Below are 20282 nucleotides of genomic sequence, written 5' to 3' on the forward strand. Positions count from 1 at the left end.
CGACTCGAATTCTTTCGTCTCAACACGTCGGTCCCTCTTGTTCGACTGAACCGCCGTTCTCTATATGTCGAGGTCGCCGTCGGTCTCGTCGAAGGGGTCGTCCCCCTCGCCGTCGTCCAGCGGGAGCGCGATGCCGACGAGCGTCTCGCCGGCCGTGACGGTCGCCTCGCGGGCGATGGAGTAGACGATGCCCGCGCGCTCGGCTTCGACCTCTTGGAGCACCTCGTAGGTGGTCGGGTCGTACACCCAGCCGAGGTGGTCGCCGGGGCGGACCTCGCGGGCGAGTTCCACGTCCTCGCGGGCGACGAACAGGCCCGAGGCGGCGGCCTGCACGCGGCCGAGGTGGTTGCGGTAGGTGCGGCCGTCCCACGGCTCGACCGCGCCCGAGAGGATGCCCATGTCGCGGCAGACGTTGAGGAGGCCCTCGACGCCGGCGACGATGGCCGGCTCGACGAGCTGTTTGTTGTGGGCGAGTTCGGGCGTGATAGAGGGGATGCCCGCGTTCGTCGCCGCGACGCGGAGCTTGCCGTCGAAGCTCCGTTCGGTCCACTCGTCGTCGGCGTCCTCGCCGGCGGCCTCCGCGAGGAGGATGTCGACGCCGAACGCCCGCGCGAGGTCGCGGGACGACTCGTCGCCCCGGAGGTAGACGGTGTGGGTGAGCATGTCCGGGCTCCCCGTGTGGAGGTCGACGATGGCGTCGGACTCGCTGATGTACTCCCAGAGCTTCGCGGCCATGCGCTGGTGGAGCGAGCCGTCGGCGTCGCCCGGCCAGACGCGGTTCATGTTGGAGTTGACGGAGTCGAGCACCTCGGGGGTGACGTAGGAGACGCGGTCGAACGTCAGCGGGTCGGCGACGGGGACGGCGACGACCCGGCCCGAGAGCTCCGCGCGTTCGAGGCGGCCGTGCAGTCGGCGGAGCACTTCGGTGCCGTTGATTTCGCGCCCGTGCTGGGCGGCCTGCACGTAGAGCGTCGGGCCGTCGGTCCCGTCTTTTGGTTCGTAGGTGTGAACGGTCGTCTGTACCGGGACGCCGGAGGGGAGGCGGGTGAGCGTCACGGTCTCCGCGGTGTGCATATCCGACGCATCGCGGTGGGGTGTCTTGTAGTTAGGGGAGCGAGAAAAGCAGACGGCGCGGGGCGCGGCGGGGCGGGGGTGGACGCGACCGTCAGTTCCGGTCGTCCGACGTGTCGATACCGAACGGCAGATACAGGGGACACGTCCGGCGGAACCCGGTCACGAGCAGGATGACGCCGACGGCGACGACGAACGCGGCACCGAGCGCCGCGGGCACCGGGCCGAACCCGAGCGAGAACAGCCCCGCGTAGCTTCCGACCCCGCCGATGACGAACAGCGCACCGAGCGCGAGGCGAACAGTCCGGTCGAGCGTGCCGACGTTTCGTACCATACAGTAGTGCTTGTCTATCGCAATACATTAACGTGGCGTCGGTTCTCTGGAGACGAGGGTCTCAAAAATCGAAGGCCGTTTTTGACGACTCAGTCGTCTGCAGGCGCTCCACCCGACGAGTCGCTCGCGGTCCGGGAGAAGTAGCTGGCGAGGAGCGGGCCGGTGATGTTGTGCCAGACGCTGAACAGCGCGGGCGGGAGGGCGGCGGCGGGCGAGAAGAACGTCAGCGCGAGGGCCGCCGCGAGCCCGCTGTTCTGGAGGCCGACCTCGAACGTCGTCGTCCGGACGCGGTCCTCGGACATCCCGGCGAGGCGGCCGGTCCCGTAGCCGGTACCGAGGCCGATGGCGTTGTGGAGGACGACGGCCCCGATGGCGGCCGCGCCCGCGCCGAGGATGGTGTCGACGTTGAGGCCGACGACGGCCGCGACGATGGCGACGATGCTCAGGACCGAGACGAGCGGGAACACGTCGAGGCCGACTTCGGCGACCTCGGGCGCGTTGCGGTCGAGCAGGAGGCGGAGCGCGAAGCCGAGCACGACCGGGATGAAGACGATTTGGATGATGTTGACGAACAGGTCCATGAAGCCGACCTGAAGCTGTTCGCCGGCGAGCGCGACGACCCACGCGGGCATGACGAGCGGCGCGGCCAGCGTGGTGACGGTCGTGATGGCGACCGACAGCGCCACGTCGCCTTTCCCGAGGTAGGCCATGACGTTCGAGGCGGTGCCGCCGGGGGCCGCGCCGACGAGGATGACGCCGACGGCGAGTTCCGGCGGGAGAGACAGGACAACCGTGAGCGCGTAGGCGGCGGTCGGCATGATGAGCCACTGGGCGAGCGCGCCGATGGCCACGTCTCGCGGGCGCTCCGCGAGTCGGCGGAAGTCCACGGGCTGAAGCGTCAGTCCCATCCCGAGCATGATGAGCCCGAGGAGCGGCGAGATGTACGGTGCAATCCACGTGAACAGGTCCGGTTGCGCCAACGCGGCGGCCGACGCGAGGAGCACGAGGCCGACGAAGTAGGTGTTGGCGAGTTCCGACAGGCGTTCGAGAGTCGAGCGGACGTTCATTCCGACCGCCCTCCGTCGAATTGTGATGTCATCTCACACCACTCGGTCGCGGGGGAGAAAAACGTCTGTCGGTGTGACAGTCCGGGAATCCGACCGGAAGGCGCGGGCCGAGCGGGGTCGTGTCACCGACGGAGAACCGGAGAGCCGTGTCGCCGGCGACCGACCCCGAGGCGGCACGGTTTTCACTCGCCCGCCCGACGGGTCAAGTATGAGCGACAACCCAACGTCCACGCTCCACACGAACAAGGGCGACATCACGGTCGAACTCTTCGAGGACAAGGTCCCGAACACGGTCGAGAACTTCATCGGCCTCGCGACGGGCGAGAAGACGTGGGTCCACCCCGAGACGGACGAGACGATGGAGGGCGAACCCCTCTACGAGGACATCCTCTTTCACCGCATCATCTCGGAGTTCATGATTCAGGGCGGCGACCCGACGGGGACCGGCCGCGGCGGCCCCGGCTACACCTTCGACGACGAGTTCCACTCGGACCTCAGCCACGACGGCCCCGGCGTGCTCTCGATGGCGAATCGCGGCCCCAACACGAACGGCTCGCAGTTCTTCATCACGCTCGACGCCCAGCCCCACCTCGACGGCAAGCACGCCGTCTTCGGGAAGGTCACAGACGGCATGGACGTCGTCGAGGACATCGGCTCGGTCCCGACCGACCGAAACGACAAGCCGGTGTCCGACGTGGTCCTCGAATCCGTCGACGTCGAGCAGTAACCGCCTCGGACACTACTTCCGGTCCCGAAACTGCTCTCCGTCCCGAAGCGACCCGCTCGCGGTCGCGGGGACGACGGTTCGGCCGCCGGTCGACCCGTCGGCGCGGTCGAGCCACGCCGGTCGCGTGACCGTCGTCTCGCCGACCGCGTCGTACGCGAACCAGACCTCGACGCCGAGGCCGTCGCGGGTCTCGTAGGTGACGCGCATCGAGCGGACGAACCCGTCTTCTTCGACGACCGCTTCGACCTGATAGCCGCGCGACCGCGGGAAGTCGGTGCCACGGCCCTCGATTCGGTACCGCGCGCGTCCGGGTCCGGCTTCGGCGGCCGCGGTCGTCGCGCGCTCGATGCGCGTCACGGTCGTCTCGTCGGTCGAGAGATACCAGTCGACGTAGCGGGCGGCGCGCGAGGCCTGCCGCCCCGGCCCGTCGCGCACGTCGGAGTCGAGGACGCGGGCGGCGACGCCGTCGGGCTCGGCGGGGCGGCGGGCGTAGCGCGTGGTCCCGTCGGCGTAGGCGTCCTCGGAGGCGGTCGGGCGCGGGAACGCCCGGAGTCGGCCGGTCCGCTCCACCTCGGAGACGTAGACGTTCGGGGCCTCGACGAGGACGACCTCGACCTCGCGGCCCGTCTCGTCGCCGGCGATTGACTCGCGGTAGCCGAGCGTCCAGCGGTACGACCGATTCGACGCGGCCCGGCGGTGGGCCGCCGCGAGGCGCGTCGCGTTCTCGACGCCCGCGGTGGTCACGCCGGGGGCGACCGACAGCGGTTCGGGAGTCGGCGTCGGCTCTGTGGTCGTCGTCGCAGTCGGCGTCAGAGCCGGTGACTGTTGCCCGCCGAGCGCCGGCCCGAACCCCGGCACGCCGGCCGGGCCGGCGGTCACGACGACCGCCGCGAGGAGAAGCGCGACGAAGACAAGCGGCGCGACCGGAAGCGACGCGAGCGAGCGAGAAAGCGGAGCGACGACTGCGCCGCCCACACCGTCCGCACCCCTCGAACCGACGCCGCCGTCACCCGGCAGGTCGGCGAGGCGGACGCCGAAGTGGTCGGCGACGAGGTCGTCGCCGCGGCCGCCGGGGAGGCCGTACCGGACGAGTTCGTAGAGGTCGTCGACCGAGAGGACGCGGGCGTCGTCGGGGGCCGCGCGTCGGGTTCGCGCGGGGTCGCCGAGGGCGACGACGACCGTCGCCTCGGCCGGAATCGACGGCGACAGGGAAAACCGCGAGCGCGAGACCACCGCGAGTCGCTCGGTTCGGTCGCCTCTGCGGGCGACGACGAGGCGGCGTTCGACGGTCGTCTCCCACCCGCGGGCGGTCCAGAGGTCGGCGAGGAATCGGCGGCCGTCGCTGGGGCCGGCGGCGCGAATCAGGTCGCCGAAGCGCGAGCGACGGGACTGCCGCATCGCTCGGAATTAGGGCTCGATGGCGAAAGAATCACCGGCGGGTCGCTGAGGGGCGGTCGCTGAGGGGCGGTCGCAGTCGGTCGGTCCGTTCCGACTCGGACTGACCCGACCCCACCCGGTCAGCGCTTCGCCGAGTTCTCGTACTCCGACAGGCGGGCCGACACCTGTTCGTCCATCGTCGCCAACACGGCGTCGAGGTCGCGGCCGTCGAACAGCTCGGACAGCCCCTCCGACACAATGGTCCTGACGGTCGTGAAGGGGCCGACGCGAGCGCCGCGGGTGGCCGGCGTATCGACGGTCTCGGCCAGTTGGTCGAACGCGACCGCGAAGCCGGGGTGCTCGTCGAACCAGCCGTCGTCGCGGAGGAGGTCCCGCGTCCGGCGGTGGACCGGGAAGTACCCCGTCCGCCGGTGCCAGCGACGCTGTTGTTCGGGCCGGGTGAGCCACGCGATGAACTCGCCCGCGGCGGCCCGTTTCCGGGATTCGACGCCGTCTGCGACCCACAGCGACGCGCCGCCGACGACAACGCCCTCGCGGGTCGACCCGGGCGAGGGGAACCGCCCGACCTCGGCGGTGAAGCCGCGTTCTGCGGCTCCCCGAACGACCGACGCGGCGCTCGAACTGGAGTCCACGAGCATCGCGGCACGGCCGTCGAGGAACGCCTCGCGGGCGTCTCGCCGAGCCTCGACGCCGGGGTCGAAAAGCAGGTCGTTGCGTTCGAGGTCGCGCCACCACTCGAACACGCGCGTCCCGACCGGGCCGTCGAGGTGCGAGGTGCGGGCGGTGCCGCTCCGGCCGTTGTCGGCGTCGAAGAGGCACTCGCCGGCGGCGGCGAACCACTGCTCGACGAACCAACTGTAGTTCGCCCACGTCGCGCCGTAGTCGACGTTTCCGCTCGTCTTCAGCGTCGCCGCGGCCGAGGTGACCTCGTCGAACGTCGCCGGGGGGTCGCCGGGGTCGAGGCCGGCCCGCTCGAACGCGTCGGCGTTGTAGTACAACACGGGGTTCGAGGCGTTGAACGGCATCGACCAGAGCGCGCCGTCGTGGCGGTAGTAGTTGGCGATTTCGGGGACGAGTTCGCCCGCGGACGCCCCGTCGGGGAGCACCGACTCGACGGGGATGAACGCCCCGCTGTCGAGGGCGCGCTGGGTGCCGACCTCGTACAGTTGCGCGATGGTCGGCGGCGTCCCCGACCGGGCCGCGGCGAGCGTCGCGTCGAACGTGCCGCGGTAGCTTCCCTTCGACGCGGTGTCGACGCGGACGCCGTCGTGGTCGGCGTTGAACTCGTCGACGAGCGACTCCAGGACCTCGGCCTTGTCGCCGGACATGCCGTGCCAGAACTGGACGACGGTCTGGCTCGACTCGGTCGCCTCGGCGTGGAGGCGGTAGCCGTCGATGGAGTCTTGCAGGTGGTCCGCTTGGTCGGAAAGCGCGCCTATCTTCGTCACCGCCTCGGAGAGCGACACGGTCTGTCGGCGGGCCGACCCGGCGGCGTCGACCGCGAGCGCCGCGGTCTCGTCGCTTATCTCGCCGACGCCGTCGGCCTGGCTCACGACCTCTTGGGAGGTCGCCGCCTGCGAGTCCGTGGCGTCGGAAATCTCGTGGAGGCTCCCGTTCGTCTCTTCGAGGTCGGAGACGACGCCGTCGAGCGCCGACAGCGCGTCCTGAATCGTCTCGCTCCCCTCGTCGAGGCGCTCGCTCGTGTCGGTGATGTCGTCGACCGTCGCGGCCGACTGCGCGCGGACCGTCTCGATGGTCGATTCGATGTCGGCGGTCGCGGCCTGCGTCTCCTCGGCGAGCGCCTTCACCTCGTCGGCGACGACGGCGAAGCCGGCGCCGGCCTCGCCGGCGCGGGCGGCCTCGATGGAGGCGTTGAGCGCGAGGATGTTCGTCTGCTCCGCGATGTCGGAGATCTTGGTCGCGATGCCGGTGATGTCGTCGATGCGGTCGTCGAGTTCCTCGACGCGCCCGACGGTCGCGTCGGTCCGCTCGCCGATGGCCGCCAACTCGTCGATGGCGGTCTCGGCGGCGCGCTTGCCGCGGTCGCCGCGCGCGACGGCCTCGTCGGTCGCGTGCCTGATTTCGTCGGCGGAGGCGGCGACCTCCTCGATGGTCGCCGAGAGGTTCCGCATCTCGTCTGCGACCTCCTCGACGCTCTCGCTTTGCCGGCGCGCGCCCGCGGCGATGTCGTCGACGGAGCCCGCGACAGACCGGCTTTCCTCGCGGCTCTCCTCGGCGGCGTCGGCCACGATTCGGGTCGACGCCGAGACCTGGTCGGCGAAGGCGTCGACGGTCCGCATGGCGGTCTGCCACTCCTCGAACAGCTCGTTGAGGGCGCGGGCGTGGCGCGCGAGCGCCGGGTCGTCGGGAACGTCGACGCGGACCGTCAGGTCGCCGTCGATACAGCGTTCGATAGCCGCGGAGAGGTCGTCGAGCGCGGCGGCGTCCGAGGCCGCCGGCGCGGTGGCATCGTCGTCGGTGGAAGGAGACTCCCCGGCCCCAGACCCGACGGCGACCGTGGGTGGTCCCCCGCCGTCGCTCCGCGCGTCGTCGCGCGCCGGCGCGTTCACAGCGTCCGATTCGGAGTCGTCGGTCGCGCGCGACCCGAGCGCGGCCCGGACGGTTGCGCGAAGCGACGACGCTCGGCTCCGGAGGTGGCTGTCGTCGTCCATTGGTCCGGAATCTCTCTGGTCGGTGATAAGACCACGCCCTCGAGTATCACATCTGAGAACGTATTCGTGACTGGTGGTGCATCCGTCGGGGACTCACTCGACGGAAGCGACCCAACGTATCCGGATACCACGGGGAGAATACGGTACGCGCGCTCGTCGTGGCCCGGGGATAAAGCGCGACGAGCGCGCTTCGACGGACGTACCAGAAGTTCGAGGAGTCGCGTGGGGCCGGCCCGCGGCGTCGCCGCGCGACCGACAGCGCAAAGACCACCGCGCGGCAAGGGCCGACGATGAGCGAGGAGTCCGACCGTCCGAAGCCGAGCGACTTCGGAACCGACGAGAACGCCCCGCCGGTCGACGAAAAGCCCTACAAGATAATCTTCGAGGCGAACAAGTGCTTCGGGGCCGGCCGGTGTGCGGAGGTCGCCGACAACTGGGAGATGGACCTCGAAACCGGCCTCGCCCGCGCCAAGTCGTACTTCGTCGGCGAGGACGAACTCGACGAGAACGTCGAGGCGGCGGAGGTCTGCCCGGCGAAGAAGGGCCGCGGCGTCATCCACGTCATCGACCGCCGGACCGACGAGGAGCTATCGCCGAACCCGCACGGCGACGGGACGCTCTCCGTCGACTGGTAAAGCGAAAGCACTTTTCTCCCCCTCGAAGAACGGGAGAGTGCGCGGGGGTGGCTGAGCCAGGCCAAAAGCGGCGGACTTAAGATCCGCTCCCGTAGGGGTTCGCGAGTTCGAATCTCGTCCCCCGCATTTTCATCGCCGAGCGACGGCGACCTCCGACCACGTTATCTCGACTCCCCGCCAATGGGTACGAATGGCTTCGACGCGCAGACACCGCTACTCGGAGGGACAGGGATTCGGCGACCCCTACGACGGCTTCGACCTCGACCCGCCGACGTACCGGCTGAACGGGCGGTTGGTCGACCCGGCGGACGACCACGCCCTCGCCGAACTGGTGGACGAGGCGGGAATCGACCCCGACGCGGTCGACCCGGCGGCGCTCGTCGAGGTCGGACTGGCCTACGTCGCCGTCGAGGAGTACGAACAGGCCGTCGACAGCTTCGGACGGGCGGTCGCCTACGCCGACGAGGACTCGCCGACGGCGTGCGAGGCGTGGGTGAACAGGGGCGTCGCCCACGCCCAACTCGGCGAGTACGACGAGGCGGTCGGCGCGTACCGCGAGGCGCTCCGCATCGACGACGACGGCGAACACGCCGCGACCGCGGAGACGAACCTCGCGTACGCGCTGTGGGAACTCGGCGATTCGTCGGGTCCGCTGGACCGCGCCGAGCGCGCCGTCGAACTCGACCCGCGACTCCCGCAGGCGTGGTACAACCGCGGCTTCTTCCTCGCCGAGCGCGGCCTCCACGAGGAGGCCGTCCGCTGTTTCGACGCCGCCATCGCCCTCGGGATGCGCGATGCCTCGGTGCGGGGCGAACGCGAGCGGTCCCTCGCGTTCCTCGAAGACGCCGTCGAGAGCGAGACCGAAGCGCGGGACAGCACGGCTCCGGAACGCGCCCGCGTCGGTGACGAACCCGAAGCGCACGAGGCCGCCGCCGACGCGGCCGACCCGGACGTGAGAGAGCGAGGCGAGTAGGGCCGCACCCACAACTATTTTGACAGTTCGAATAATGAGATGTAATTAGCCGTGACACCCGGACACCTCATCACGCGATTCGACGCCGCGCTCCTCGGCATGGCCGTCTGCCTCCTCGTGGGGGCCGTCGTCGGCGTCGTGTCCGCCCTCCCGACGTCGGTGGCCGCGGGCGGCGGCGCGACCGGTGCCGCCGCCCTCGCGCTCGGCGTCACCGCGAGCGAACTGTAGCCGGTTCTCGGAGCTCGTAACTCGGTGCGTGAGACGGGTGCCCTTTTGTCTCACAGTATCACTGCTGATAGTCAGCGGGACAACGCTTTACGTCGCATTCGCTTGCTACCGACTGACATGAAGCTCGCCACGCTGGTTCCGGCGGTGCTCAGGCGGAGCTACCTTCGGAAGTTTCTGTTCGTTATCCTCCTCGTGGCCGCGGTGATGGGCGGGTTCGGTCTGTACGTCTCGGACGTGGTCGGGACCGAAGTCAGAGCCGGCACTCACAGCGACCTTGAGATGGTCGCCACGCTGGAGGCAGAGGGGCTATCGAACTGGGTGGACGGCTACGCCCGGACGTCCCGGATGCTCTCGGAGTACGAGGCGGTCCAGACGGGCGACCCCGACGGCATCGACGAGGCGCTCGAACGCGAAAAGGAGACGCTCCCCGACGAGGTGATGGCGATTCACTACCTGCGGCCGTCGGACGGCGACATCGTCCGAAGCACCAACGGGGTGATAGAGACCAAATCGGTGTCCGACCTCGGCCTGTCGTGGACGACGGGGTCGTTGGCGATGGACGACCCCGACGCCGTGGCCGTCTCGGAGGTCTACCGCTACGGCGGGAGCGAGCGCCTCGCGTTCCTCAGTCCGGTCGAGGGGCGGGACGGGGCGGTGATGGTGGTCGTCGACGCGACGAAGCACGCCGAACTGCTGAGCGAACCGGTCGAAGGCTCCCAGACGCGCGTGGTGACCGAGGGGGGCGTCATCGCCTTCGACAAGTACGGAAAGAACGTCCTCACGACGTACCGCGAGGGAGCGGAGACGCCCGCGCTCGACGCCGCGCTCGGCGGTGAAACGGGCGTCGTCGAACGCGAGACCGACGGGGACGCCGGCGGCGACGTCGTCGCTTACGCGCCCGTCTCGGGGGCGAACTGGGCGGTCCTCGTGGAAGCGCCGCAGACCAACGCCTACGCGGTCGCGCAGGTCGTCGAGCGCGACGTCGCCGTCCTCATCGGCGTGGCCCTCGCCGGCCTCGCGCTGGTCGGCGTCGTCATCGGCCGCAACACGGTGCTGTCGCTCCGACGGCTCCGCGCCAAGGCGGCGGCGCTCGCCGGCGGCGACCTCGACGTGGACCTCGAAACCCGGAGAGTCGACGAGTTCGGGGCGCTGACGCGGGCGTTCGCCGAGATGCGCGACGGGTTGCGCGAGCGCATCGAAGCGGCCGAAGACGCCCGCCGCGACCTCGCGAGCGCCGCCGACGACTACCGCGAGACGATGGACGCCGCGGCGACGGGCGACCTGACGGTTCGGACGTCGGTCGAGCCGACCGACGAGGCGATGGCGGCCGTCGGCGACGGTATCGACGCGATGCTCGCCGACCTCGAAGCGACTATCGGACGGGTCGCGTCGTTCGCGGCGACCGTCGACGCGGCGGGCGAGCGCGTCACCGCCGGCACCGAGGAGGTCAGCGCCGCCTCCGAGCGGGTCGAGCTGGCGACGGCCGACATCTCCGAGGGCGCGGCCGAGCAGGCGTCGCTCCTCACGGAGGTCTCCTCGGAGATGCAGGACCTCTCGGCGACGGTCGAGGAGGTCGCCGCCTCCGCCGACGAACTCGCGGCGCTCGCCGGCGACGCGTCGGAGCGCGGCGAGGCCGGCCGGGACGCGAGCGCCGCCGTCCACGACGAGATGGCGAACATCGACGAGCGCGTCGCGGTCGCGGCCGAGGGCGTCGAAGCGCTCCGCGACGAGGTGGCGGACATCGGCGAGGTGGTCGACCTCATCGAGGACATCGCCGACCAGACGAACATACTCGCGCTCAACGCCTCCATCGAGGCCGCCCGCGCCGGCGAGGCCGGCGCCGGCTTCGCCGTCGTCGCCGACGAGGTGAAGGCGCTCGCCGAGGAGACCGCCGACGCGACGACCGAAATCGCGTCGTCTATCGAGTCCGTCGAGGCGACGGCCGACGAGACGGTCGCCGCCGTCAGGACCGCGCGCGAGCGCGTCTCCCACGGGTCCGAGACGGTCGAGTCCGGCGTCGCCGCAATCGACGAGGCGGTCGACAGACTCGAAGAGGTCGACCACGGCGTCGCCGCCGTCGACGAGGCGACCACCTCGCAGGCGTCGGCCGCGCAGTCGGTCGCGCGCCTCGCGGACGAGGCGGCCGACATCGCCGACGAGACGCGAGGCGAGGCCGCCGACGTGGCCGGCGCGGCCCACGAGCAGAACGACGCGATGGTCACCGTCGCCGGGCAGATGCAAGAGCTGTCGTCGGCGACCGACGAACTCCGGGCGCTCGCCGACCGGTTCGAGGTGCGTGAGAAAGCGGCTCGTGACGGCATCGGCGACGAAGACGGGCCCGCGACAGCGGACGGGGCGAGTTCCGAACCGCTGTCGTCGCCGACGATGGCCGACCTCGCCACTGACGGCTCGGGCGGAGACGAGTCTGTCGGGGACGGAGCTGACTCGGGTGAACGCGAACCTACCGGCGACGGCCCGGGCGAGAACTGACGCGGCCGCGTCGCCGGCGGGGTGTCACTGTTCAGTTGTTGCTCGGGTCGATGCTGTTCAGCTATCGCTCGGGTCGGTTGTTCGTTCGACCGCGCGGGAAAACGCGAGCCGTCGCTCTCCGATGTGAGCTTCGTGAGAAAGGGATAGGCAGCCGCACGGGAGCGGCCCGCGCGGCAAATGCCGCCCTAGATTGGTCCCCGCTGACGCTTCGGCCCTCCAAAGCGAAGCGTCACCTGAACGGAGTGCCGCGAGATACTTAAACGTGCCGCCATTCGCCCAAAACCGCCGCAGGCGGGCGATTCGGGGGCGCTCGCGACGCAACGGGCTTTTCTCCCGTCGGGACGTTCGTCCGGGCATGAGCGAAGACGACATCCCCGGTCGAGTCCGCCGCGCGTTCGGCGACCACGGGTCGTTCGAACCGGTCGACGACCGAACCTTCGAGTCCGTGACGACGCCGTTCGACGGCACCGTCGGCGTCGCGGCGCAGGACGGCGGCCGCGTCGAGTTCGACGTGGAGGTGCGCGTCCCGATGCTCTCTGCGGTCGCCGACGACGTGGCCCCCGTGGTCGAAGACGGCTGGTACGAGACGTTCGAACTCCGCCTCGAAGACGTGGGCGGCGTCGTCGCAGGCGACCACGACCTCGACCCCGACGTGACGCGCGCGGGCGACGAGGCGGTCGTTCGGGCGAGTTTCGCCGATATCAACGAGCGACGCGGCGTCGACGACGCCGGCGCGGTCATCGACTACGTCGAGGGCACGTTCGTCGAGGGCATCATCCCCGGCTACGACTACGGCGAACCGGTGACGAGCCTCGTCCAGAGCGCTCGAGACGCCGCCGGCGCGGGCTTCTGAAAAACGAGCGTGTTCGAGCGTGTTCGGTTCGAGCGCGGTTCGGCCGGCCTTGTGGGGCTGGCCGTGTCCGGGCTCAGTCCATCGCGATGTACGTCTGGGTGTCTTCGATGCCCGCCACCGACTGGATACCGCCGGCGATGTCCTTTACTTCGGTGGGCGACTCCACCTCGACTTTCACGATGAAGTCCACGTCGCCGGCGACGATGTGGGCGCTGACGATGCCGTCGGAGACGGCCAAGAGGTCCTGTTTCAGCTGGTCGATGCCGCCGGAGACGGGCGCGGCCTTGACCATGATGTAGGCGTAGACCATCGTCACGCACCCCCCGCCGCGGTGGCGACCTCGTCGCCGACGAGCAGTTGTCGCACGTCGTCGAGCACGCCGAAGTCCGCGAGGACGGCCACGCGGTCACCCGTCTCCAGCGAGTCGTCCGAAAGCGGGATACCCATCGGGCCGTCTTTCTTCCCGAACGCGAGGATGCGGGCGTTCGCCGGGAGCGCCACCTCCTCGATGCTGTAGCCGTTCATCGGCGACCCATCGGTCACCGTCACGAGGATGACCTGCAGGTGTTGGGCGATGTCGGCGATAGCGCGGATGGAGCCGCCGAGAAGCGCGTTCTTCGCGCCGATAGCGCCGAGGCGCTCGGGGTAGACGATTACGTCCACCTCCTTGGCGTACTTCTGGTACACCTCCTCGCGGTAGTCCTCGTCGACCCGGAGCACCGTCCGACAGCCGAAGTGCTTGCCAATCATGCAGGCCGCGAAGTTCACGTTGAGGTCGGCGGTGAGCGCGCCGAGGGCGTCGGCCGCCTCGATACCGGCGTCGACGAGCACCTCCTCGCGGGAGCCGTCGCCTTCGACCACGTCGAAGTCCGCCTCGCGGGCCCGCTTGACCCGGTCGCGGTCCAACTCCACCAGGACGATGTCGTGGCCCTCCTCGCGGAGGACGCGAGCGGTGCGCAGCCCAACCCGTCCAGCACCAATGATAACGAACCGCATGATAAGACGGTATGTCGGCGGAGGCAAATAACCTTCCCCCGGTTGGGGCGAGCGGGCCGTCCCCGGTCGAAGCAAGGCTTTTGATGACTGTGGTAGAATATCTCACGCATGGTTCACGCGTTCATCATGGTGAAGACCGGAGCCGGCGAGTCGGAGCAGTTGCTCGGACCCATCCGCGACTTCGAGACGGTGGCCGAGGCCCACATCGTCGCGGGCGCGTACGACATCATCGCCGAGGTGGACACCGACGCGGTCTACGAGGTGCTGAAGACGGCGTCGAGCCGCGTACAGGGGTTACAGGGCGTCGCCGACACGAAGACGTACATCTCCTTGGACGACTGAGGGGTCGAACGCGGCCTCCTGGACGACTTCGGGAGTCGACCGCGCACTCAGCGCTCGATGTCGAACGAGCCGTTGCGCTCGACGAACGCGACGTGTTCCTCGCGCTGGCGGGCGAGCTCCGGCGGCAGTTCCGCGTAGACGTTGTCGAACAGCTCGTCGGTCCCCGGTTCGGGCGTCGCCTCGGCGACGTCGACGGCCTCGCGCAGTTCCTCGTCGGCGTCGTCGCGCATGGCCTCGACGGCCGCGTCGTCGACGACGCCCGCCTCGCGGCAGAACGACTCGAAGCGGTCGAGGGGGTCGCGCGTCCGCCACTCGGGGAGGTCCGGCTCGTCGTCGCGGTAGCGCGAAGGGTCGTCGGCGGTCGTGTGCGGGCCCTGCCGGTATGTGAGGCTCTCGATGAGAACCGGCTCCCCGGCGCGGGCCTTCTCGAAGCCGCGCTCGACGGCCTCCCTGACCGCCAGCGGGTCGTTGCCGTCGACCTGCATCCCGTCGATACCGTAGGCGTCGGCCTTGGCCGCGATGGACTCGCTGGCGGTCTGGCGCTCGCGGGGGAGCGAAATCGCCCAGCCGTTGTTCTCACAGAAGAAGACGACCGGCGCGTCGAAGACGCCGGCGAAGTTCAGTCCCTCGTGGAAGTCGCCCTCGGAGGTCGCGCCGTCGCCGAAACAGACCAGCGCCGCGTGGTCGTCGCCGCGGTAGTTCGCGGCCATGCCGACGCCCGCGGCGTGGGGAATCTGGCTCCCGATGGGGACCGCCTGCGGGAACACCGGCACGTCGTGGTCGGAGTTGTATTCAGCGTGGCCGCGGCGAAAGAGGAAGATGTCGCTCGGCGGGACGCCGCGGGCGAGCTGGAGGGCGTTGGACCGATACGTCGGCAGTAACACGTCGTCGTCGCGCATGGCGTGTGCGGCCCCGATTTGGGAGGCCTCCTGCCCGCGAAACGGCGGGTAGCCGCTCATCCACCCGCGCCGCTGGAGGGCGAGTGCGCGCTCGTCGAACCGGCGCGCTCGAATCATGTCGCGGAGGGCGGCGCGGGCGTCGTCCGCGGTGAACCCCGTGTCGTCCAGCCCGCGCTCTGCGATGAGTCGGTGCATGGCGGTGAGTCACGGTCCTTCGTGATAAACGTCACCCGTCTGCGGGGCGGTCGGGGGCGGTCGGAGGCGCTCCGAGTCGGGCGGTCCGACCGACGGCGACGCCGGACGAGCGGGTCGCCGAGAGCGACAGGCCAAAGACCACCGCCTCCCTAGGTCGGCTATGGTCTCGGTGGTCAACCTCGTGCTCATGGGCGCGCTCATCGTCCTCCACACCCTCATCGCGGCGGTCATGACCCGGTTTTTCCGCCTGCGGCTGAACACGCGGTGGGGGTCCGTCCTGTACGCCCTGTTTCTCATCCCGCTCGTGCTGTTCGTCTCGACGCTGGTGTTCTCCGGGGTCTTCGGCATCGGCGTCGACCTCGGCAGTCCGACGGCGGCGCTCGGCGTGATGATAGGGATGCCGCTCGCGCTCGGCTTCACCATCGACACGCTCTACGTTCCGCCGCCGGAGGAGTACGAGAACCTCCCGAACTCGCGGTGAGCCGCGAGCGGTCGGGAGTTACTGTTACTGTTCCGCGAGAATCTCTTCGAGCGCCGCCTCGACCGCTTCGAGCACGTCCTCGGGCGACTGCGTCGCGTCGACGCGGACGAACCGCTCCGGCTCGGCATCGATGAGTCGCTCGTAGTTGGCGCGCACGTCCGCGAGGTACGCCGCCTGTTCGAACTTGTTCGTCGCGCCGCTCCGCGCGGCGGCCGTCTCGGGGTCCACGTCGAGGTAGATGGTCTTGTCCGGGGGGCGAGTGAAGGCCGCGTGGATACCCATGATGTACTCCATCGGGCGGCGGAGGTCGCTGTCGCTGAGCGCGGCCGCCTGATAGGCGTACCGCGAGTCGGAGTAGCGGTCGGAGACGACGAGGTCCCCGTCGGCGAGGGCGGGCCGGACGACCCGCGAGAGGTGGTCGGCGTGGTCGGCGGTAAAGAGGAATAGCGTGGCCAGCGGGTCGGCGTCGTCGTCGTCGATGGCGCGGTTGACAGCCTCTCCGTACCACGAGTCCGACGTGGGCTCGCGCGTGAAGACGGCGTCGGGGTACGCGTCGTGGAGCGCCTCCCAGACGGTCGTCTTCCCGCTCCCGTCGAGCCCTTCGAGCGTGACGAGCATACCCTACCAACTCGGCGCTCCGGAAAAAGCGCGCCGAAGCGCGCCGCCACAACGATAATGTCAACGCGGACCGATATACAGCGTAGTGGCACCCACCTGCGAGCGGTGGGACGACCTCCGACCGAGGGACAAACAGTACAGCGTCGTCCGCTTCGACGAGCGGGCGTCCCCGACCGACCCGGCGTTCGCGACGAAGCAGTCGGAGGTCGACCACCCGAACGACGCGCCCGACGAGTGCCCCGCGGCGGCCGAGGAGCTCGTCGTCTACGACCGAATCGGTCGGATGGTGAAACGCACGGACGGGTCGGTCGCGCCCTCGGTGCTGTTCTGAGCGCGGTCGCAGTCGCGGGCGGTGCGGATGCGGACCGCGGCCGAGCGCGAGAACGTCTTTCGCATCTGAGCGTTCGCCGGCGAAATCGACCTCATTCCCCCGTTAGCTTTACCCTCATTCCGCCGAATATTACGGCATGAAAGTCCTTGTTGTCGGCGGAAGCGGATTCATCGGGAGCCACCTCTGCCGCGAACTGCAGTCGCGGGGCCACAGCGTGACCGCGATGTCGCGGAGTCCGAACAGCGAGGACCTCCCCGACGGCGTCGAGAAGGCGATGGGGGACGTGACGGACTACGACTCCATCGCGGGCGCGTTCGAGGGGAAGGACGCGGTCGTCAACCTCGTCGCGCTCTCGCCGCTGTTCGAGCCGAGCGGCGGCAACCGGATGCACGACATCGTCCACTGGCAGGGGACCGAAAACGTCGTGAAGGCCGCCGAGGCCCACGACGTGCCCCGACTCGTCCAGATGAGCGCGCTCGGGGCCGACACCGACGGCGACACGGCCTACATCCGCTCGAAGGGGAAAGCCGAGGGGGCGGTCAAGTCGTCGGGCCTCGACTGGGTCATCTTCCGTCCCTCGGTCGTCTTCGGCGACGGCGGCGAGTTCGTCTCCTTCACGAAGCGGCTCAAGGGGATGTTCGCGCCCGGCGTCCCGCTGTACCCGCTTCCCGGCAACGGGAAGACGCGGTTCCAGCCCATCTGGGTCGGCGACCTCGTGCCGATGCTCGCCGACGCCGTCGAGGGCGACGAACACGTCGGCGAGACCTACCGCATCGGCGGGCCGGAAAAGCTCACGCTCCGCGAGATCACGGAGATGGTGTACGACGCCGAGAACAGGTCCATCACCATCGTCCCGCTCCCGATGGGTCTCGCGGGCGTCGGCCTGACCGTTCTGGGGGCGGTCCCCGGCTTCCCGATGGGGAAAGACCAGTACCGCTCGCTCCAGTTCGACAACACGACCGACCGGAACGACGTGGGCGTCTTCGGCGTCGACGTGTCGTCGATGAAGACGCTCGGCACGTATCTCGCCGAGCGAAACTGACGGCGCTCCAACCGTTTTCCGAAGTTAAGCGGTCGTGAACTGCGCCCCATTTCGCCGGTATGAGACGCTCTCCGGGGATAACGTCCGATTAACACCGGTTTCGAGTCGCCGTTTTTCGCCGATAATCTGATGCTGGAAATACACTTCCCCATCACAACGCTTATGTCCGCGTTCGTACTGCAATTCACGCAATGGCGAGGGGACTGAACCTATGAAGCTCGCAATGATCGGATTCGGGCAAGCCGGGGGAAAAGTAGTCGACAAGTTTGTCGAGTACGACCGGGAACGCAACGCGGGAATCGTCCGCGCGGCGGTCGCGGTGAACTCCGCGAAGGCTGACTTGCTCGGACTGAAGAACATCCCGAAGGACCAGCGCGTCCTCATCGGCCAATCCCGCGTGAAGGGACACGGCGTCGGTGCGGACAACGAACTCGGTGCCGAAATCGCCGAGGAGGACATCGACGAGGTACAGGGTGCCATCGACAGCATCCCCGTCCACGAAGTCGACGCCTTCCTCGTCGTGTCCGGGCTCGGTGGCGGCACCGGCTCCGGCGGCGCGCCGGTCCTCGCGAAACACCTCAAGCGCATCTACACCGAGCCCGTCTACGGGATCGGTATCCTGCCGGGGTCCGACGAGGGCGGTATCTACACGCTCAACGCCGCGCGCTCCTTCCAGACGTTCGTCCGCGAGGTCGACAACCTCCTCGTGTTCGACAACGACGCCTGGCGGAAGACCGGCGAGTCGGTCCAGGGGGGATACGACGAGATCAACGCGGAAATCGTCAACCGATTCGGCGTGCTCTTCGGAGCCGGCGAGGTCCAGGACGGACAGGAAGTCGCGGAGTCCGTCGTCGACTCCTCGGAGATCATCAACACGCTGGCCGGCGGCGGCGTCTCGACCGTCGGCTACGCCTCCGAGGGCGTCGAACCGCGGAAGAACAAGGGCGGCGGCCTCCTGTCTCGGCTGACGGGCGGCGACGAGCCCGACGACAACCTCGACACGGCGCACACGACCAATCGAATCACGAGCCTCGTCCGCAAGGCCGCGCTCGGTCGACTCACGCTCCCGTGTGAGATCGAAGGCGCGGAGCGCGCACTGCTCGTTCTCGCTGGTCCGCCGGAGCATCTGAACCGGAAAGGCATAGAGCGCGGGCGGAAGTGGATCGAGGAGCAGACCGGTTCCATGGAAGTTCGCGGCGGCGACTACCCCATCCCGGGCGCGGAGAAGGTGGCGAGTGTCATCCTCCTGTCGGGCGTGACGAACGTCCCGCGCATCAAGGAACTGCAACAGGTCGCCATCGAAGCACAGGACAACATCGAAGAGATCCGCCAAGAGAGTGATTCGAATCTGGAGACCCTCATAAACGATGACGAGGACGAACTGGAGTCGCTTTTCTAAGCTGGCGCTCGCGCTCGTCGTACTCCTGTCGGCCTTCGCGGGGCAGGCAGGGGCGGTGAGCGTCGCGTCCGACGACGTCCCCGACGAGGCGCAGGTCGGTACGCAGGTGACCGCGTCGGTCACCCTCGAAGAGCTGTACCGGAGCCCGCAACTCGAATCGTGGACGCTCGCGGGCCAGACCGACCTGGAGGACGTGACGTGGACCGTCGCGTACTACGACCAGACGGGCGCGAGAGTCGACCAGCAGTCCTTCGACGGGCAGAACTTCAGCGGCGCGGAAATCGCCACTGCCGACGGGACGAGCGAAGTGGAGGTCACCGTGACGGGAATCGTTCCCGAGGTGGAGTCGTACAGCTACGACCCCGCACAGACGTTCACGATGATCTCGCTCGACCAGACCCGCGAAGGCGGCTCCAGTAACGATATCGACTCGTGGACGGTCCACCACTACACCGAAGAAAGCGCCGCCGCGCGCGACGAACTCGACAGCGCGCGGGACGCGATTCAGCGTGCGAGTGGGGCCAACACGCAACAAGCCCAGCAGACGTTCAACAACGCCGTCGAAGCGTACAACGGCGAGGAGTTCAACCTCGCGACGAACCTCGCCAACGAGGCGGAGACGAGCGCGAATCAGGCCCGGCAGTCGAGTCAGACGACCCAACTGCTCATCTACGCGGCGGGTGGCCTGCTCGTCGTCGCGCTCATCGTCGGCGGGTTCCTCTACTGGCGGTCCCAGCAGTCGACCTACGACAAACTGGGCTGATTCTCCGTGCGAGTCGTCGTTCCCTTCGGGGGACGCGAGCCGAAAACCCGACTCGCCTCATTTTTCGACGCCGACGAGCGACGCGAGTTCGCGGTCTCGATGCTCCGGGACGTGCTCGACGCGGTCCGCGCGGCCGGCGGCGACCCCGCGGTCGTCGCGGACGCGCCCGTCTCGGTCGGGGCACCCGTTACCGTGGACGACCGGCCGCTCACGGCGGTCGTCGGCGACGAACTCGACGGACTCGGCGGCGACCCCGTCGCGGTCGTCATGGCCGACCTCGCGCTCGCGACGCCCGCGGCGCTCGCGCGGCTGTTCGAAACTGACGGCGACGTGGTCGCCGCGCCCGGTCTCGGCGGCGGCACGAACGCGCTCGTCGTCCGCGACCCGAAGTTCTCCGTGGACTACCACGGCGCGTCCATCCTCGACCACCGGCGAATCGCCCGCGAAGCCGGCTGTTCGTTCGCCGAGGTGGATTCGATGCGGCTCGCCGTCGACGTGGACGAGCCGAGCGACCTCGTCGAGGTACTCGTCCACGGCGAGGGCCGCGCCCGCGAGTGGCTGGTCGACGCCGGCGTCAGACTCGAACGCGGGTCGGGCCGGGTCGAAGCCGTCCGCAGTCGCCGATAGAACCTTAACGGGCCACGATAAACATTGGCTAGCGCGGTTGTCCGTCTGCCCGGCGGGAACTGAGGCAACGTGCGCCGCGCGCTCCGCGTCGCGAAGACGGCGCGGGGGGTCGAAGTGGAGTCCGAACGTCGCGACGACGAC

Annotated in this window: 22 protein-coding genes and 1 tRNA gene; 14 read left to right on the forward strand and 9 right to left on the reverse strand. The window is 69.2% G+C overall.

Going from position 1 to position 20282, the window contains the following annotated elements:
- Positions 1 to 60: 60 nt before the first annotated feature.
- The 3 genes from IEV64_RS03270 to IEV64_RS03280 form a co-directional block, all read right to left on the reverse strand.
- A complete protein-coding gene (locus IEV64_RS03270) occupies positions 61 to 1074 on the reverse strand; it encodes a succinylglutamate desuccinylase/aspartoacylase family protein (RefSeq protein ID WP_188423131.1) in 1014 nt (337 codons plus the stop codon).
- 91 nt (positions 1075 to 1165) lie between these two features.
- The gene (locus tag IEV64_RS03275) at positions 1166 to 1405 is read right to left on the reverse strand and encodes a YgaP family membrane protein (protein ID WP_188423132.1); all 240 of its coding nucleotides are present in this window, start codon (positions 1403 to 1405) and stop codon (positions 1166 to 1168) included.
- 89 nt (positions 1406 to 1494) lie between these two features.
- The gene (locus IEV64_RS03280) at positions 1495 to 2472 is read right to left on the reverse strand and encodes a bile acid:sodium symporter family protein (protein ID WP_007275626.1); all 978 of its coding nucleotides are present in this window, start codon (positions 2470 to 2472) and stop codon (positions 1495 to 1497) included.
- 208 nt (positions 2473 to 2680) lie between these two features.
- On the opposite strand from IEV64_RS03280, the gene IEV64_RS03285 reads away from it, so the two are divergent.
- Positions 2681 to 3199: a peptidylprolyl isomerase gene (locus IEV64_RS03285; protein ID WP_188423133.1), complete on the forward strand. Its 519-nt coding sequence runs from the start codon at positions 2681 to 2683 to the stop codon at positions 3197 to 3199.
- Positions 3200 to 3211: 12 nt separating this feature from the next.
- Here IEV64_RS03285 and IEV64_RS03290 read toward each other — a convergent pair whose 3' ends face one another.
- On the reverse strand, positions 3212 to 4597 hold the full coding sequence (locus IEV64_RS03290) for a hypothetical protein (protein ID WP_188423134.1): 1386 nt from the start codon (positions 4595 to 4597) through the stop codon (positions 3212 to 3214).
- A gap of 119 nt (positions 4598 to 4716) precedes the next feature.
- Positions 4717 to 7269: a methyl-accepting chemotaxis protein gene (locus tag IEV64_RS03295; RefSeq protein WP_188423135.1), complete on the reverse strand. Its 2553-nt coding sequence runs from the start codon at positions 7267 to 7269 to the stop codon at positions 4717 to 4719.
- 290 nt (positions 7270 to 7559) lie between these two features.
- Here IEV64_RS03295 and IEV64_RS03300 point away from each other — a divergent pair, with 290 nt between their 5' ends.
- The 6 genes from IEV64_RS03300 (at position 7560) to IEV64_RS03325 (ending at position 12448) form a co-directional block, all read left to right on the forward strand.
- A complete protein-coding gene (locus IEV64_RS03300; RefSeq protein ID WP_004969217.1) occupies positions 7560 to 7904 on the forward strand; it encodes a ferredoxin in 345 nt (114 codons plus the stop codon).
- 41 nt (positions 7905 to 7945) lie between these two features.
- A tRNA-Leu gene (locus IEV64_RS03305) sits at positions 7946 to 8030 on the forward strand.
- 64 nt (positions 8031 to 8094) lie between these two features.
- The gene (locus tag IEV64_RS03310; protein WP_188423136.1) at positions 8095 to 8877 is read left to right on the forward strand and encodes a tetratricopeptide repeat protein; all 783 of its coding nucleotides are present in this window, start codon (positions 8095 to 8097) and stop codon (positions 8875 to 8877) included.
- 51 nt (positions 8878 to 8928) lie between these two features.
- Positions 8929 to 9105: a DUF8015 family protein gene (locus tag IEV64_RS03315; RefSeq protein ID WP_188423137.1), complete on the forward strand. Its 177-nt coding sequence runs from the start codon at positions 8929 to 8931 to the stop codon at positions 9103 to 9105.
- Positions 9106 to 9222: 117 nt separating this feature from the next.
- Positions 9223 to 11595 carry a methyl-accepting chemotaxis protein gene (locus tag IEV64_RS03320; RefSeq protein ID WP_188423138.1) on the forward strand — a complete coding sequence of 791 codons (2373 nt, stop codon included), beginning with the start codon at positions 9223 to 9225 and terminating at the stop codon, positions 11593 to 11595.
- A gap of 355 nt (positions 11596 to 11950) precedes the next feature.
- Entirely contained in the window at positions 11951 to 12448 is a 498-nt protein-coding gene (locus IEV64_RS03325) for a DUF5813 family protein (protein ID WP_188423139.1), read from the forward strand.
- Between the two features lie 73 nt (positions 12449 to 12521).
- Here IEV64_RS03325 and IEV64_RS03330 read toward each other — a convergent pair whose 3' ends face one another.
- Together IEV64_RS03330 and IEV64_RS03335 are read right to left on the reverse strand one after the other, a co-directional pair.
- Positions 12522 to 12758, reverse strand: coding sequence for an Lrp/AsnC ligand binding domain-containing protein (locus IEV64_RS03330; protein WP_004969212.1), 237 nt, complete (start codon positions 12756 to 12758; stop codon positions 12522 to 12524).
- A 2-nt stretch (positions 12759 to 12760) separates the two neighbouring features.
- Entirely contained in the window at positions 12761 to 13444 is a 684-nt protein-coding gene (locus IEV64_RS03335; RefSeq protein WP_007275617.1) for a potassium channel family protein, read from the reverse strand.
- Between the two features lie 108 nt (positions 13445 to 13552).
- On the opposite strand from IEV64_RS03335, the gene IEV64_RS03340 reads away from it, so the two are divergent.
- Positions 13553 to 13786, forward strand: coding sequence for an Lrp/AsnC ligand binding domain-containing protein (locus IEV64_RS03340; protein ID WP_007275616.1), 234 nt, complete (start codon positions 13553 to 13555; stop codon positions 13784 to 13786).
- 47 nt (positions 13787 to 13833) lie between these two features.
- Here IEV64_RS03340 and IEV64_RS03345 read toward each other — a convergent pair whose 3' ends face one another.
- Positions 13834 to 14880, reverse strand: coding sequence for a thiamine pyrophosphate-dependent dehydrogenase E1 component subunit alpha (locus IEV64_RS03345; protein WP_188423140.1), 1047 nt, complete (start codon positions 14878 to 14880; stop codon positions 13834 to 13836).
- A gap of 160 nt (positions 14881 to 15040) precedes the next feature.
- Here IEV64_RS03345 and IEV64_RS03350 point away from each other — a divergent pair, with 160 nt between their 5' ends.
- Entirely contained in the window at positions 15041 to 15361 is a 321-nt protein-coding gene (locus IEV64_RS03350) for a DUF7991 family protein (RefSeq protein WP_007275614.1), read from the forward strand.
- Positions 15362 to 15385: 24 nt separating this feature from the next.
- Here IEV64_RS03350 and tmk read toward each other — a convergent pair whose 3' ends face one another.
- The gene (tmk, locus tag IEV64_RS03355) at positions 15386 to 15979 is read right to left on the reverse strand and encodes a dTMP kinase (RefSeq protein WP_188423141.1); all 594 of its coding nucleotides are present in this window, start codon (positions 15977 to 15979) and stop codon (positions 15386 to 15388) included.
- An 85-nt stretch (positions 15980 to 16064) separates the two neighbouring features.
- Here tmk and IEV64_RS03360 point away from each other — a divergent pair, with 85 nt between their 5' ends.
- The 5 genes from IEV64_RS03360 (at position 16065) to cofC (ending at position 20141) form a co-directional block, all read left to right on the forward strand.
- On the forward strand, positions 16065 to 16310 hold the full coding sequence (locus IEV64_RS03360) for a hypothetical protein (RefSeq protein WP_007275612.1): 246 nt from the start codon (positions 16065 to 16067) through the stop codon (positions 16308 to 16310).
- A 136-nt stretch (positions 16311 to 16446) separates the two neighbouring features.
- Positions 16447 to 17352: a complex I NDUFA9 subunit family protein gene (locus IEV64_RS03365; protein WP_049920600.1), complete on the forward strand. Its 906-nt coding sequence runs from the start codon at positions 16447 to 16449 to the stop codon at positions 17350 to 17352.
- A gap of 211 nt (positions 17353 to 17563) precedes the next feature.
- Complete coding sequence (locus tag IEV64_RS03370; RefSeq protein ID WP_004969204.1) at positions 17564 to 18751, forward strand: tubulin/FtsZ family protein; 1188 nt, start codon at positions 17564 to 17566, stop codon at positions 18749 to 18751.
- Positions 18720 to 19514, forward strand: a complete 795-nt coding sequence (locus IEV64_RS03375; protein WP_229722453.1) for a hypothetical protein — start codon at positions 18720 to 18722, stop codon at positions 19512 to 19514. The genes IEV64_RS03370 and IEV64_RS03375 overlap by 32 nt, the downstream gene beginning before the upstream one ends.
- 6 nt (positions 19515 to 19520) lie before the next feature.
- Positions 19521 to 20141: a 2-phospho-L-lactate guanylyltransferase gene (gene cofC, locus IEV64_RS03380; RefSeq protein WP_188423142.1), complete on the forward strand. Its 621-nt coding sequence runs from the start codon at positions 19521 to 19523 to the stop codon at positions 20139 to 20141.
- Positions 20142 to 20282: the final 141 nt, after the last annotated feature.

The sequence above is a fragment of the Haloferax sulfurifontis genome, assembly GCF_014635105.1.
GTDB classification, from domain to species: Archaea; Halobacteriota; Halobacteria; order Halobacteriales; family Haloferacaceae; genus Haloferax; species Haloferax denitrificans.